General features: G+C 59.7%; 13 protein-coding genes. 4 read left to right on the top strand and 9 right to left on the bottom strand.

Translation table 11 applies throughout. From position 1 onward, the window contains the following. Nucleotides 1-166: 166 nt before the first annotated feature. Complete coding sequence (locus AO353_RS21765) at nucleotides 167-2,122, top strand: acetoacetate--CoA ligase (RefSeq protein WP_054596811.1); 1,956 nt, start codon at nucleotides 167-169, stop codon at nucleotides 2,120-2,122. Nucleotides 2,123-2,141: 19 nt separating this feature from the next. Here AO353_RS21765 and AO353_RS21760 read toward each other — a convergent pair whose 3' ends face one another. Next, on the bottom strand, nucleotides 2,142-3,260 hold the full coding sequence (locus AO353_RS21760; protein ID WP_054596810.1) for a PilT/PilU family type 4a pilus ATPase: 1,119 nt from the start codon (nucleotides 3,258-3,260) through the stop codon (nucleotides 2,142-2,144). Between the two features lie 144 nt (nucleotides 3,261-3,404). On the opposite strand from AO353_RS21760, the gene AO353_RS21755 reads away from it, so the two are divergent. Both AO353_RS21755 and AO353_RS21750 read left to right on the top strand, forming a co-directional pair. Further along, a complete protein-coding gene (locus AO353_RS21755) occupies nucleotides 3,405-5,942 on the top strand; it encodes a PAS domain-containing sensor histidine kinase (protein ID WP_054596809.1) in 2,538 nt (845 codons plus the stop codon). A 53-nt stretch (nucleotides 5,943-5,995) separates the two neighbouring features. Beyond that, complete coding sequence (locus AO353_RS21750; RefSeq protein ID WP_019690952.1) at nucleotides 5,996-6,271, top strand: peptidylprolyl isomerase; 276 nt, start codon at nucleotides 5,996-5,998, stop codon at nucleotides 6,269-6,271. Between the two features lie 24 nt (nucleotides 6,272-6,295). Here the strand turns inward: AO353_RS21750 and AO353_RS21745 are convergent, their stop codons facing one another. From AO353_RS21745 to AO353_RS21710, 8 genes are all read right to left on the bottom strand, one after another. Then, the gene (locus AO353_RS21745; RefSeq protein WP_054596808.1) at nucleotides 6,296-7,231 is read right to left on the bottom strand and encodes a sugar kinase; all 936 of its coding nucleotides are present in this window, start codon (nucleotides 7,229-7,231) and stop codon (nucleotides 6,296-6,298) included. A 129-nt stretch (nucleotides 7,232-7,360) separates the two neighbouring features. Beyond that, nucleotides 7,361-8,578, bottom strand: a complete 1,218-nt coding sequence (locus tag AO353_RS21740; RefSeq protein WP_054596807.1) for an amino acid deaminase — start codon at nucleotides 8,576-8,578, stop codon at nucleotides 7,361-7,363. 37 nt (nucleotides 8,579-8,615) lie between these two features. Then, a complete protein-coding gene (locus AO353_RS21735; RefSeq protein WP_054596806.1) occupies nucleotides 8,616-9,380 on the bottom strand; it encodes an IclR family transcriptional regulator in 765 nt (254 codons plus the stop codon). A gap of 111 nt (nucleotides 9,381-9,491) precedes the next feature. Next, nucleotides 9,492-9,881 (bottom strand): RidA family protein, encoded by a 390-nt coding sequence (locus AO353_RS21730; protein ID WP_054596805.1) that lies wholly within the window; start codon nucleotides 9,879-9,881, stop codon nucleotides 9,492-9,494. A gap of 29 nt (nucleotides 9,882-9,910) precedes the next feature. Further along, complete coding sequence (locus AO353_RS21725; protein ID WP_054596804.1) at nucleotides 9,911-10,708, bottom strand: amino acid ABC transporter ATP-binding protein; 798 nt, start codon at nucleotides 10,706-10,708, stop codon at nucleotides 9,911-9,913. Further along, complete coding sequence (locus AO353_RS21720; protein WP_054596803.1) at nucleotides 10,705-11,367, bottom strand: amino acid ABC transporter permease; 663 nt, start codon at nucleotides 11,365-11,367, stop codon at nucleotides 10,705-10,707. The genes AO353_RS21725 and AO353_RS21720 overlap by 4 nt, the downstream gene beginning before the upstream one ends. Nucleotides 11,368-11,377: 10 nt before the next feature. Next, nucleotides 11,378-12,040 carry an amino acid ABC transporter permease gene (locus AO353_RS21715; protein ID WP_054596802.1) on the bottom strand — a complete coding sequence of 221 codons (663 nt, stop codon included), beginning with the start codon at nucleotides 12,038-12,040 and terminating at the stop codon, nucleotides 11,378-11,380. Between the two features lie 52 nt (nucleotides 12,041-12,092). After that, nucleotides 12,093-12,941 carry a transporter substrate-binding domain-containing protein gene (locus AO353_RS21710; protein ID WP_054596801.1) on the bottom strand — a complete coding sequence of 283 codons (849 nt, stop codon included), beginning with the start codon at nucleotides 12,939-12,941 and terminating at the stop codon, nucleotides 12,093-12,095. A gap of 433 nt (nucleotides 12,942-13,374) precedes the next feature. Here AO353_RS21710 and AO353_RS21705 point away from each other — a divergent pair, with 433 nt between their 5' ends. After that, complete coding sequence (locus tag AO353_RS21705; protein WP_054596800.1) at nucleotides 13,375-13,788, top strand: hypothetical protein; 414 nt, start codon at nucleotides 13,375-13,377, stop codon at nucleotides 13,786-13,788. Nucleotides 13,789-13,876: the final 88 nt, after the last annotated feature.

The following is a 13,876-nucleotide window of genomic DNA, read 5'->3' as shown; positions in this document are numbered from 1 at the left end:
CTCACGTCGGCCGGTCCGCGTTCGGGCGCAGCAGTCGTAAAATGATGAACGCGTTGCCATTGGAAGAACGCGCCAGCCAGTTTGGGCTCGCTTCGCGACCCAGCGGGAGCAAGCTCCCTCGCCACAAGAGCCAGTGAGCGTGTATTAAGAAAAAAAGAGGCCAATCATGTCGGAAGTTCTTTGGCAACCCAGCGCCGAACGCATCGGCAAGACCCGCATGGATGCCTTCCGCCGCTTCAGCAATCAGCGGTACAACCTGACACTCGCGGACTACCCCGCCCTGCACCAATGGAGCATCGATCAGCGCGAAGATTTCTGGCAGGCCATCGTCGATTTTTTCGAGATAAAATTTCACCAGCCAGCGAGCACGGTACTGCGTGAAGGCCCGCAGATGCCCAACGCCGAGTGGTTTCCCGGCGCCACGCTGAACTTCGCCGAACACCTGTTGCGTCGTCGCGATAACGCAATCGCGGTGATTGCCATCGCCGAGAATGGCCAGCGCGAAAGCTTGAGTTACCGTGAGCTGGCCGAACACGTCGCCGGCCTGCAAAAAAGCCTGAGAGCCGCTGGCGTCGGCCAGGGTGACCGGGTGGCGGCGTGCATGCCGAACACTTGGCAGACCCTGGTGGGCATGCTCGCGACCACCAGCCTGGGAGCGATCTGGTCCTGCTCGTCACCGGATTTCGGCACGCATGGAGTGGTCGACCGCTTCGGCCAGATCGAACCGAAAGTGCTGATCACCTGCGCCGGTTATCGCTACGCCGGCAAGAAAATCGACCAGACGACCAAGGTCAACGAAATCCTCGAGCGCCTGCCATCGCTGCAGCAACTGATCATCGTGCCTTATGCCCGGCCACAGGCCCGCGTTGACGATTACAAAACCCAAGCCAACGTCGCGTTGTGGGACAGTTTTTATCGCCCAGGCGGCGAGCCCGGGTTCGTCGCGGTGCCCTTCGCGCATCCGCTGTACATCCTCTACTCCAGCGGCACCACCGGCGTGCCGAAATGCATCATTCACAGCGTCGGTGGCGTGCTGCTGCAACACGTCAAGGAACACGGCTTGCACGTCGACCTCGGGCCAGACGACCGACTGTTCTACTACACCACCTGTGGCTGGATGATGTGGAACTGGCTGGTCTCGGCATTGGCGGTCGGCAGCAGCGTGGTGCTGTACGACGGCTCGCCTTTCCACCCCGGCCCGCAACGCTTGATCGACCTGATCGACAGCGAAGCCATCAGTGTCTTCGGCACCAGCCCGAAATACCTCGCGACACTGGAAAGCAATGAGATCCAGCCGCGCCTGAGCCATGACCTGGGCAGCCTGAAAGCCCTGCTCTCGACCGGTTCGGCACTGTCGCCGCAAAGCTACGATTACGTTTATCGCGAGATCAAAAGCGATCTGTGCCTGTCGTCGATGTCCGGCGGTACCGACATCATTTCCTGCTTTCTGGCCGGCAATCCGGTCCTGCCGGTCCGCCGTGGCGAGATGCAGTGCAAGGGCCTGGGCATGGCGGTTGAAGTCTGGAATGAGGCCGGTCAGCCGGTGATCGGTGAAAAAGGCGAGCTGGTCTGCACCCGGCACTTCCCGGCGATGCCGATCGGCCTGTGGAACGACCCGCAGCAGGAAAAACTCCGCGCCTCGTATTTCAGCCAGTTTCCGGGCGTCTGGGCTCAGGGCGACTACGCCGAACAACGGCCCAATGGCAGCTGGCTGATCCACGGGCGCTCCGACGCAGTACTCAACCCTGGCGGCGTACGCATCGGCACCGCGGAGATCTACCGTCAGGTGGAAAAAATCCATCAGGTACTGGACTCGGTCGCCATCGGCCAGCAATGGCAGGATGACGTGCGCGTGGTGTTGTTCGTGCGCCTGCGTGACGGCGTAACGCTGGACGAAAAACTTGAGCAGGAGATTCGCCAGGTCATCCGCGCCAATACCACGCCTCGGCATGTGCCGGCGAAGATCGTCGCGGTGACGGATATACCGCGAACCATCAGCGGCAAGGTGGTCGAGCTGGCCGTCAGAAATGTCGTGCACGGCCAGCCGGTGAAAAATACCGATGCACTGGCCAACCCCGAAGCGCTGGAGCAATTTCGGGATCGACCAGAGCTGGCGAACTAAAAATCCGCGTAAGGGAATGTCAGTCCATCAACCCCCATTCACCGGTTTCGGTGGATGGGGGGGCGGTATTCGGCACACTGTCCGCGTGCAACTTCAGGCGCAAGCGCAAGTTATTCACCGAATCGGCGAATTTCAACGCCTCTTCTTCATCGATCGCGCCCTCGACAACCAAATCGAACAACGCCGTATCAAACGTCTTCATTCCCGACTCTGCCGACTTTTCCATGATCTCCTTGAGCTGGTGAAGCTCATTGCGCCGTATCAGATCGCCAATGGTTGGCGTACCCAGCATCACCTCCACCGCCGCCCGGCGCTGCCCATCGAGGGTGCGTACCAGACGTTGGGAAACGAAGGCCTTGAGGTTGTTACCCAGATCATTGAGCAACTGCCCACGGCGTTCTTCCGGGAAAAAGTTGATGATCCGGTCCAGCGCCTGACTGGCGTTGTGGGCGTGCAAGGTGGAGAGCACCAGGTGCCCGGTGTCGGCGAAAGCCAATGCATGCTCCATGGTTTCGCGGTCGCGAATTTCACCGATCAGCACCACATCCGGGGCCTGACGCAGGGTGTTCTTCAAGGCGGCATGAAAGCTGCGCGTATCGACGCCCACCTCACGCTGGTTGATGATCGACTGTTGATGGCTATGGATATACTCCACCGGGTCTTCGATGGTGATGATGTGCCCGCTGCTGTGGCGATTGCGGTAATCGATCAACGCTGCCAGCGATGTCGACTTACCCGAATCCGTGGCGCCGACGAACAACATCAGTCCCTGTTTGAGCATCACCGTCTCAAGCAGCACGGCCGGCAGCTTGAGGTCTTCAAAGCGCGGGATATCGAGTTTGATGTTGCGCGCCACGATCGACACGTCATTGCGCTGCTTGAAGATGTTGACGCGAAAGCGCCCGACTCCGACCAGAGAAACCGCCAGGTTCATTTCCAGCTCGCGGTCGAACTCTGCGCACTGCTCGACGTCCATAAGGGTCTCGGCAATCCGGGCGATTTCGCCGGGCTTGAACACTTCATGGGCCAGTGTTCGGAGCGCACCCTTGAAACGCCCGGTAGGCGGTGCGCCAGTCGACAGGTAAAGATCGGAGCCATCCTGGCTGGCCAGCATTCTTAGCAGCGAGTGAATGTCCATGGCAAAAAAATATCCATTGAGCCTTCCATTGAACGAAAATTGCCAAGGCACGCCACTTTTCACGCGTCCGAGCGTCTACTCCTTCGAAGCATAGTAGATGCCCCAGTACCGATATGTAGCACGGACATGATGCAGGAACCCTTGATGAACGGATCCCCTACCGGCAGCGACGCCCAGGCCTTGATTGCCCGAATCGACTGGACACAAAGCCCGCTGGGCTCTGCCAGCCACTGGCCGCAGAGCCTGCGCACCGCCGTGGACATCGTGATTCACTCGCCCATGCCCATGCTGTTGTTATGGGGACCAGAGCTCTCGCAGATCTACAACGACGGCTTTGCACTGTTGGCCGGCAACAAGCATCCGCAGGCTTTCGGACAACCCACGCACCAGACATGGCCAGAACTTAAAGACTTCACCGACCCCATTTATAGCGCTGTCCTACAAGGCCAAGTGCGTTCCTACAGCGAGCAGCGTTTCAGCCTGCAACGCGATGGTGGCGAATCGGATGTCTGGCTGGACCTGACCTACAGCCCGATTCGTGACGAACGCGGGCAGGTTGCCGGGATCCTGGTCACTGCCATCGAAACCAATGAGCGCCGACGCATCGCCCTGGAACTCAAACAACGCTCTGAGGCCAGTCTCAAGGCCCAACACGAAACCGAAGAGCGCCTGCAACTGGCCCTCGCCGCCACCGACGCGGTGGGCACCTGGGATTGGGATATCGGCGAAGATCGCTTTATTGCCGATGCTCACTTCGCCCAGTTGCACAGTGTTGATCCGGCACTGGCCAGCCAACTGCCCATCACCGAATACCTCAACGGCGTGCACCCGGAAGACCGGGGCATGGTCGCCCGCAGCATCAAGCATTGCATCAGCCATGGCAGCGAATACGCCGAGGAATACCGACTGCTGCAAGCCAGTGGCGAAGTGCGCTGGGTCTTTGCCCGAGGCCGCTGCTACAAGGATCACCACGGTCGCCCCCTGCGTTTTCTCGGTGCCGCTCTGGACCTGACCGAGCGCAAGCACACCGAACAAGCGTTACGGCAAAGCCAGACCGAGCTGCAGCTGATCATCAACGCCATGCCGGTGCTGATCGGCTATGTCGATCATGAACAGCGCTTTCGCCTGAACAACAGCGCGTACCTGGACTGGTACGGCATGACCCCGCAGGAGCTGTACGGCAAAACCATTCGCGAAATTCTCGGCGACGAACTCTATGCCACCCGCGTCGAACACATCAGCGCCGCGCTGGCGGGCAAAGCCTGCAGTTTCGAGGCCTATTCACCGCACCGCGACGGCCGACCGCGTTACGCACTGATGAAGTACCTGCCACGCTTTGGTTCTGACGGTGCGGTCAATGGGTTCTACATTTTCGTGATCGACGAAACCGAACGCAAACAGACCGAGGAAGCCTTGCGCAACCTCAACGAGACGCTGGAAGAACGGGTCGACACACGCACCAAGGCACTGGCTGAAGCCAACCATCGCCTGCAAAACGAAATGTTCGAGCGTGAACGCGCCGAAGATGCGTTGCGCCATGCCCAAAAAATGGAAGCCGTCGGCCAACTCACTGGCGGTATTGCCCACGACTTCAACAACATGCTGACCGGGATTATTGGCAGCCTGGACCTGATGCAGCGCTACATTGCCGATGGGCGTAGCGATGAGATCGGCCGCTTTGCCGATGCGGCCGTGTCGTCAGCCAATCGGGCTGCCGCCTTGACTCACCGGCTGCTGGCATTCTCCCGCCGACAATCGCTGGACCGTCGACCGCTCGAGCCCAACACGCTGGTGCGTTCGCTCGAAGAGCTGTTGCGCCGCACCAAGGGCGAGCATATAGAACTGAAGTTTCAGCTGGCACCGGAAGTCTGGCCGGTCAACACCGATGCCAACCAACTGGAAAACGCCCTGCTCAACCTGGTGATCAACGCCCGCGATGCAATGCCTGAGGGCGGCGAGCTGGTGATTGAAACCGCCAATAGCTACCTCGATGGCAACGACATCAGCACCCTTGAGCCGGTCAAGGCCGGTGACTATGTGATGCTCGGCGTAAGCGACAACGGTACCGGCATGACTCCGCGCGTATTGGCCAAGGCCTTCGATCCGTTCTTCACCACCAAACCCATCGGCCAGGGCACCGGGCTGGGGTTGTCGATGATTTATGGCTTCGCCCAGCAATCCGGCGGCCACGTGACCCTCAGCAGTCAGCCGGGACAAGGCACGTCGGTGCGCCTGTATTTGCCACGCCTGCACAACGCGCCTCAGCACAGCTCGCTGGCGGCAGTCAGCCTGGGCAGCCCCTATGCAACGGCGGGCGAGTCGGTGGTGCTGGTCGAAGACGACCCTGCGGTGCGTATGCTGGTGCTCAATGTGCTGAACGAACTGGGCTACATCGCCCATGAGGCGCAAGATGCCAAAAACGCCCTGCCGCTGCTGGAGTCTGACCTGCGTATCGATCTGCTGGTGACCGATGTCGGCCTGCCCGGCATGAATGGCCGGCAACTGGCGGAAATCGCCCGTCAGCATCGACCTGGGCTCAACGTGCTATTCATGACCGGTTACGCGGAAAAAGCCGCCGAACGTCAGGGTTTTCTCGACGAGGGCATGGACCTGTTGGCCAAGCCCTTCACCCTTGAACAACTGGCCGGCAAGATTCGCCACATGATCCGCCGAACCGGATGATTTGAGGCATAATCGCGCCCCGCTGCCACCACCGCTCCAAGGTAACTGCCCCAATGAAAGCTCAAGCCCGCCATATTCTGGTGAAAACCGCCGAAGAAGCCGAACAGCTCAAACAACGTATCGCCAAGGGCGAAGCCTTTGATGTGCTGGCCAAGAAGTATTCCACCTGCCCGTCCGGCAAACGCGGGGGTGACCTGGGCGAAGTCCGGCCCGGGCAGATGGTTGGCGCCATCGATGCGGTGATCTTCAAGAAACCGCTGCGTGTCGTGCATGGGCCGATCAAAAGCAAGTTTGGTTATCACCTGGTGCAGGTGTTTTACCGCGATTGAGAACACAGGACCCCCTCTGTGTTCTCAATCTTTGGGGATCAGTGCCCCCGGCACCTGGATCACCCGGCTCGCCAACCGATGCCCGGCTTCTGCAGCCTCTGCCGGGCTTGCGCCACGGAGCCGACTGGCCAGATACGCCGCGCTGAACGAATCCCCCGCCGCCGTGGTGTCCACCACCCGCTCGACGCGTAACGCCGGGACCTCGAATGACTCACCGTCACAGCGAATCAGACACGGCTCGGCGCCGCGCTTGAGCACCACTTCCGGTATGCCGATCTGCTCGTAGGCGGCGAACACCGCCGCCTCATCGGAAAAGCCGAACAACGCCTGTTCATCATCCACTGTCAGCAGTGCCAGATCGACATAGGGCAAGACTTCCCGGTACGCCGTCCGAGCCTGTTCGACGCTGCTCCACAGACGTGGCCGATAGTTGTTGTCAAAGACGATCCGCGCATCCCGCTGACGAGCTTCGATCAGTGTCTCGATGAGCTTTTTACGCCCTGCTTCGCCCAGCACCGCCAGGGTGATGCCACTGAAATACAGCACGTCGTAATCCGCCAGCGCCGCAAGAATCGGTGCCGCCGCTGGCGTGGTAAAGCAATCGCGCACGGCGGCTTCGTTGCGCCAATAGAGAAAACGACGTTCACCCGACGCATCGGTCTGGATGCAGTACAAACCGGGCAAACGTCCCGGCAGTCGCTGGACCATGCCCAGACCGATACCTTCTTCGGACCAGCTCTGGCACATGGCATCGCTGAAGCTGTCATCGCCCAGCGCGGTGACGTAATCCACCGTGGCCCCATCACCCATTTCACGAGACAGGTAGACCGCGGTGTTCAGGGTGTCGCCGCCAAAACTCTGTTGCAAACTGCCGTCGGCGCGCTGCTGCAACTCGATCATGCACTCGCCGATCAGCGCAATGCGCGGGGTGTCGGGGCCGAGAGGGCTGAGGGTGTTCATGGTTGTGGGCTCTCTGGGGTTTCGGTGTTGTCTGGTAGGGCCTCATCGCGAGCAAGCTTTGCTCCTACGGTCAGCACAAACGCGTAGGAGCAAAGCTTGCTCGCGATGGCCGCACCTCGGTCTCAAACCTTAAAAGCAGGTTTCCATGCTTTCGATGACGTTCAACTGCTCATCCACCAGGCAACCGGTGCGCCATTTGTCGAAGGTCAGGCACGGGTGAGACGTACCGAACGAGATGATGTCGCCCACGCGCAACTGAACCCCGGGCGCGACCGTCATGAACGCATGCTGATCCATCACCGCCGTCACTGTGCAGGCACTGACATCATCGCCTACCGCTGGCAGCACACCCGCCCGGTAACGCAGCAACGGCACCGGCAGCCCCGCGTCATACGCTACATCGCGCTTGCCCAGGGCAATCACCGCAAACCCCGGCTCCGGCAACGACTGCACATGCGCCCAGACTTCCAGTGCCGGACGCAGGCCTTCATGCAAGTCGCTACGACGATCGAGCACGCAGCATTGCGCTTCCTTGTAGATGCCATGGTCGTGAGCCACATAACTGCCCGGACGCAGCACGCTGAGGAAACGCCCGCCGGCATTCTGGGCTTCGAAGGACTCGGCGATCAGGTCATACCAGGCCGACCCCGACGCGGTTATGATCGGCTTGCTGATGGCGAAAGCGCCGCTGTCTTGCAACTGCACTGCGAGGCGTACCAGGGACGCAGCAAATTCACGAATGCCGCTGACCGCCTGGTCGCCGTGAATCACCCCTTCGTAGCCTTCAATGCCGGTCAACGCCAACCCCGGCTGCGCCTTGATCGCCTCAGCCAGTGCCAGCACTTCGGCTTCGCTGCGGCAGCCGCAACGGCCGCCAACCACGCCGTACTCGATCATCACGTTCAGGCGCAGACCGCGCGCGGCGAAAAATACCCCGAGGTCGGCAACGTTGTCCGGGTGATCGACCATGCAGTAAAAGTCGAAAGACGGATCTGCCAGCAACTCGGCGATCAGCGCCATGTTCGGCGCCCCCACCAGCTGATTGGCCATCAACACCCGGCGCACGCCATGGGCGTAGGCGGCGCGAGTCTGCACCACAGTGGCGAGGGTAATGCCCCAGGCGCCCGCCTCCAGTTGGCGACGAAACAACGACGGGGTCATGCTGGTTTTGCCGTGCGGCGCCAGCTCGGCACCGCTGTGGCTGACGAATGCCTGCATCCAGTGAATGTTGTGCTCCAGCGCTTCGCGGTGCAGCACCAGCGCCGGCAGGCTGACGTCACGCACCAGGTTGGCGCCGGGTTGGCCGGCGCCCTTTTCCACGGCGGCGATGTTCAAGGCAGAAGACATGTTCTAACTCCTCACACGCGGCCGCGAACGGCCACTGTTATTCGTTGATGCGACGGGCCAGGTTGTTCGCACTTTCGATCAGCACCCGGCGATAGTCGTTGTAATTGTTCTTGGCATCGGCCCTTGGGGCGACGATGCACAGGGTCGCAATGGCGACGCCACTCGGGTCTTTCACCGGGGCGGCGAAGCAATGGGTAAAGGTGTCGGCGACGCTGTCAAAGGAGAAGAACCCATCGATAGCGGCCTGACGGATTTCCGCCAGAAAACGCTCCAGCGGCAGGCGTTCGCCATCAGGCAGGATGAAGTCATCTTCATCAATCAGGTCGACGATTTGCTGGTCACTCAAGTGCGCCAGCAACAAGCGCCCGGAAGCGGTCCACGGAATCGGCGCGTTCTCGCCAATGTCCGAGGAAATGCGGAAATGCCGCTCGCCCTCCTTCATCAGCGCCACCGTGTACTTGCGCCCGTTGAGCAGGCACATCTGCGCGGTTTCGCGGGTCTGGCTGACGATTTCCTGCAAGGCATGATCGGCCTCGCGGCTCAGGTCGAAATGGCGCAAATGCGCTTGCCCCAGAAAGTACAGTTGCCGGCCAAGATAGACGTGACCTTCCTTGCCCACCGGTTCGAGAATCCGTCGTTCAAGCAGCGACGCGACCAGTTCGTAGACCGTGGATTTCGGGCTGCCGATACCGCTGGCGATATCGTTCGGGCGCAGCGGCTGGCCAATTTCCTTGAGGAAATCGAGGATATCGAACGCCCGGTCCAGACCGCGAGCCCGGCGCTTGATGGTGTCTTCGGTCATGTCAGTGGGTTCTCATTCAAATTCGCCGGGGAGTTTAACCAGAGTGAGGTCGCGACCGTTAGGCCCTCATCGCGGGCGCCTAGCTCTTGCCCGCGATGGGGCTACCTCGGTTCAGGCCTTCTTCTTGTACGCCACACAATCAATCTCGACCTTGCAGTCGACCATCATGTTCGCCTGCACACAAGCCCGGGCCGGGGCGTGTTCCGGGCTGAAATACTCGGAGAAGACTTTGTTGAAGCTCCAGAAATCCCGCGGGTCTTCCAGCCAGACGCCCGTACGCACCACGTCTTCCAGGCCATAGCCGGCTTCTTCGAGGATCGCGATCAGGTTGCGCATGGTCTGGTGAGTCTGCTCGACGATCCCGCCAGCAATGATTTCGCCGTCCACCGCTGGCACCTGGCCAGACACATGCAGCCAGCCATCCGCTTCGACCGCACGGGCGAAAGGACGGGGCTGGCCGCCACCTGCGGTGCTACCAGTGCCGTAACGAGTAATGCTCATGGGTGTTTCTCCTGATTCGATATTGAATGTTAAAAACGCGTGTTCTTGAGAAACTCCGCCAAACGCGGAGATTGCGGGCGTTCGAACAGCTCCTTGGGTGGCCCCTGCTCTTCGATTCGCCCCTGATTCATGAAGACGATCTTGTCCGAGACTTCAAAGGCAAAACGCATCTCGTGGGTCACCAGCAGCATGGTCATGCCATCCTCGGCCAGGCCCTTGATCACGCTCAATACTTCGCCGACCAGCTCCGGGTCGAGTGCCGACGTCACTTCGTCGAACAGCATCAGGCTCGGGTTCATCGCAATCGCCCGGGCAATCGCCACGCGCTGTTGCTGACCACCCGACAGCTGACCCGGATAGTGATCGCGACGTTCCAGCAGGCCGACACGCTCCAGCCATTTTTCCGCCAGCACCACCGCTTCATCCTTGTGCAGCTTTTTGACTTTGAGCAGGCCAAGGGTGACGTTCTGCAATGCCGTGAGATGGGGAAACAGGTTGAACTGCTGGAACGCCATGCCGGTCATGGCCCGATGCTGGGCAATGACTTTTTCCGAGTGGCGCACGCGTTTGCCATTGACCTCGTGGTAACCGATGGACTCACCATCGAGCAGGATCTGCCCGCCCTGGAACTCTTCGAGCATGTTCACGCAGCGCAGCAGCGTGGTCTTGCCCGAGCCGCTGGAACCGATCAGCGTCACCACGTTGCCACGCTGCATGGTCAGGTCGACGCCCTTGAGCACTTCGAGCGGACCGTATTGCTTGTGCAGATCGCGAATCTCCAGCAGGGCCTGGCTAGCGTTCTGTGTCGAAACTTGAGCTTGAGTCATGGCAAGGCCACCCGCTTTTCAATATGCCGGCCGAGTAATTCGATGGCGTAGTTGATGATGAAAAAGAGAAAACCGGCAAACAGGTAAAACTCCAGGGTCATGAAGGTCCGCGCAATGATCTGCTGGGTACTCAGCAGCAACTCGGCCACACCGATCACCGAGAGCAAGGTCGAGGCCTTGACGATCTCGGTCGACGAGTTGACCCAGGTTGGCAAAATCTGCCGCAACGCCTGAGGCAGCAACACATATGCAAGGGCCTGATAAAACGTCAGGCCGATGGCCTTGCTCGCTTCCATCTGCCCACGTGGCAATGCTTGCAACGCACCGCGAACGATCTCGGCAACGTGCGAACCGCAGAACAGCGTCAGCCCCAGCACTCCGGCCTGGAACGCATCGATCTGCCAGCCCAGTGCGGGCGCCATGTAGAAGCAGGCCAGCACCAGCACAAACACCGGCGTGCCACGGATCAGGTCGACGTAAAAACGAAACGGTGCACGCATCCATAGCGTGCCGTAGGTCAGCACCAGCCCGGCAACGATGCCGATCAGGGTGCCCAGCATGATCGCCAGGACAGAGCACTGCACACTGGTCAAAAAGCCCGACCAGAGGGTGTCGCGGGCGACCCATAACTCATGCAACCAACTTGGGGACTCGTACATGGGGGCGCTCCTAACGGCGAATCGCCAGACGCTGCTCGAGGTAACGCAGCAGCATCGCGATGAGATAACAGGCCGCAACATAGAGCGCTGTCGTCACCAGCCAGGTTTCAATCACCCGGTAGCTTTCGACGTTGATCTTGCGCGCGTAATAGGTCAGCTCCGGCACGGCAATCGCCGCCGCCAGCGAGGTGTCCTTGAACAGCGAGATGAAGTTGTTCGAGAGCGCCGGCAACACGTTGCGCAACATCACCGGCACGGTGACGTACGCCTTGACCTGCCACTCCCCCAGACCAATCGCCAGCCCGGCTTCACGCAGGCCTTTGGGGATGCTCAACAACCCGCCACGGAACACTTCGGTCAGGTACGCCCCGGCATACAACGACAGAGTGATGATGAACGACGGCAGCTTGTCCAGCCGGATACCCAGGCTCGGCAGCGCAAAGTAGATCAGCAGAATCAACACCAGAATCGGCGTGTTACGGATCACCGTCACGTACACCGACGCCAGCACCCGCAATGCGCGGTGCTTTGAGAGCAAAGCAAACGCCATCAGCAGGCCGATCACGCAACCGATGGCGATCGACACCAACGCCAGTTCAAGACCCAGGCCGAGCCCCGCCAGCAAGGTGTCGAAATCGCGCCAGACGGCGGCAAAGTTCAACTGATAGTTCATGGTCAGCAGTACCTTGAGCGGGGCGCGTTATGGGCGCCCCACTCTCACGGGATCATTTGAATTCGACAGGGAAGCCAATTGCCGGGGACGGCAGATCGACACCAAACCACTGTTTGAAGGACGCCGCGTAAGTCGGGAACTCAACGCCGGTCATGGCTTCATGCAAGACGGTATTGACGAAATTCAGCCAGTCCTGATCGCCGCGTTTAACCGCGCAGGCGTAGGTTTGCGGGCTCCAGGCATAGGTCGGGCTGCGATAGCGGCCAGGGTTCTGCACCATCAGGTATTTGACCGAAGACTGGTCGGTGGCAGCTGTGTCGGCACGGCCGGAGTTCACTGCCTGGTACATCAGGTCGACGCTGTCGTATTGGTCAACCTTGGCCTTGGGCAGCGCCTGGTGCACCAGTTCTTCGGCGTAGACGTTTTGCAGCACTGCCACGGTGACGCTGTCGCCGGCCGCCTTCAGGTCTTCGATTTCCTTGTACTTGCTGTTGGCCGGCAACAGCAGGCCAACGCCTTCGCGGTAGTACGGCAGGGTGAACGCCACTTGCTGCGCACGGCTGGCGGTGACGGTAATGAACTGGCAGCTCATGTCGACCTTGTCGGTCAGCAAATTCGGAATCCGCGCGTCTGACGACTGCACCACGAACTCGACCTTGCTCGGGTCATTGAACAAACCCTTGGCGACCATCCGCCCGATGTCGATATCAAAACCCTGCAATTTTCCGTCCGCGCCCTGGAAGTGCCACGGCGCGTTGGTGCTGCCCGTGCCCACGATCAAATGCCCGCGCTTCAACACATTGTCGAGCCTGCTGTCCGCCGCCTGGGCAATGCCCACGGCAGAGGCTGTGGCCGCAAAGAGAAAAACACACGCTGTAAACAAGGAAAGTCGACGCTGCATGACGGGCACTCCAGGATGATGTTTATTCCGCTATACCGGAACATGGTATGTAACAACGGAATAGACAGCAGAAAGTGTGCCATAGCCCGAACGGAAAATCCCAAGGCAAATGAAATGTGAATCGAATCAACGGGATATGTGAAAGCACAAAAAAGGCGTTACCAAACGACGCAGCGCACAAGCGCTACCGTTGGCTACAGGCACGGGTAGTTGGGCCCCAATTGAGGGCGAGCGAGCCGATACGTGTCATGAAAACCACCATCCACTCTGCTACCACCGTTCGTCGACTTTTGTACCTGACCTGTCAGATCTGACAGTTGTGGGTTGCTTGTTTCTGGCGCTCAATCTTTTTACCCCGACTTCAGAGGCCTTTCAGATGTCGCCGAGTCGTGATGATCAACTTCGCGTAACACCCACTTACAGGAGTTTCCAAATGTCCCTACAACCCGCAGAAAATAATTTGCTGCTCAATGGTGATTTTTCACGGAAGGGAGAGCACTGGACACCTAACTCGCCAGCGAAGGTCGAGTATTCCGAGGGTTACTGTGCCTTGCAGGTTTATGCCCAAATTACTCAGCGCGTTACGTTCGAAGGCGGGGGAGATTTCAAGTTTTCCGTAAAAATGAAAACGGACAGTGGTTCAGCGTGCCAGGCAACGGTCGTGATGCATCCCTCCAAGCAGAGCAAACAACTCGATCTGGGCGGCGGCATGCACTGGACTGAAAAAGAACTTCACTTCTCTGCTCCAGCTGACACTGAGCACATGGAAGTCGAGTTGCTGGCAAACGATGGTGCAAGCGGCGTCTTCGGGTCGCGTTTTGATGATGTGGTGCTCAAACGGCTCTGAATGACGCTGTGGCTTGACGGCGGTCCGTCAATTCTCCTGACGGGCCCGTTCGAACTCGCAATTTCTTTTAGTCTTTAGGTCCTTGCCA

Origin of the sequence: Pseudomonas fluorescens (genome assembly GCF_001307155.1) — a bacterium.
GTDB lineage: Bacteria > Pseudomonadota > Gammaproteobacteria > Pseudomonadales > Pseudomonadaceae > Aquipseudomonas > Aquipseudomonas helvetica.
Note: the sequence above shows the minus strand (reverse complement) of the source record. Positions and strands in the feature narration are given on the sequence as shown.

What these genes read in the sequence shown, in the direction of transcription:
- AO353_RS21745 (WP_054596808.1), bottom strand. Translation starts at nt 7,231, where the DNA reads ATGAACACCCTCAGCCCTCTCGGCCCCGACACCCCGCGCATTGCGCTG.
- AO353_RS21740 (WP_054596807.1), bottom strand. Translation starts at nt 8,578, where the DNA reads ATGTCTTCTGCCTTGAACATCGCCGCCGTGGAAAAGGGCGCCGGCCAA.
- AO353_RS21720 (WP_054596803.1), bottom strand. Translation starts at nt 11,367, where the DNA reads ATGTACGAGTCCCCAAGTTGGTTGCATGAGTTATGGGTCGCCCGCGAC.
- AO353_RS21710 (WP_054596801.1), bottom strand. Translation starts at nt 12,941, where the DNA reads ATGCAGCGTCGACTTTCCTTGTTTACAGCGTGTGTTTTTCTCTTTGCG.
- AO353_RS21765 (WP_054596811.1), top strand. Translation starts at nt 167, where the DNA reads ATGTCGGAAGTTCTTTGGCAACCCAGCGCCGAACGCATCGGCAAGACC.
- AO353_RS21730 (WP_054596805.1), bottom strand. Translation starts at nt 9,881, where the DNA reads ATGAGCATTACTCGTTACGGCACTGGTAGCACCGCAGGTGGCGGCCAG.
- AO353_RS21755 (WP_054596809.1), top strand. Translation starts at nt 3,405, where the DNA reads ATGAACGGATCCCCTACCGGCAGCGACGCCCAGGCCTTGATTGCCCGA.
- AO353_RS21705 (WP_054596800.1), top strand. Translation starts at nt 13,375, where the DNA reads ATGTCCCTACAACCCGCAGAAAATAATTTGCTGCTCAATGGTGATTTT.
- AO353_RS21760 (WP_054596810.1), bottom strand. Translation starts at nt 3,260, where the DNA reads ATGGACATTCACTCGCTGCTAAGAATGCTGGCCAGCCAGGATGGCTCC.
- AO353_RS21725 (WP_054596804.1), bottom strand. Translation starts at nt 10,708, where the DNA reads ATGACTCAAGCTCAAGTTTCGACACAGAACGCTAGCCAGGCCCTGCTG.
- AO353_RS21735 (WP_054596806.1), bottom strand. Translation starts at nt 9,380, where the DNA reads ATGACCGAAGACACCATCAAGCGCCGGGCTCGCGGTCTGGACCGGGCG.
- AO353_RS21715 (WP_054596802.1), bottom strand. Translation starts at nt 12,040, where the DNA reads ATGAACTATCAGTTGAACTTTGCCGCCGTCTGGCGCGATTTCGACACC.
- AO353_RS21750 (WP_019690952.1), top strand. Translation starts at nt 5,996, where the DNA reads ATGAAAGCTCAAGCCCGCCATATTCTGGTGAAAACCGCCGAAGAAGCC.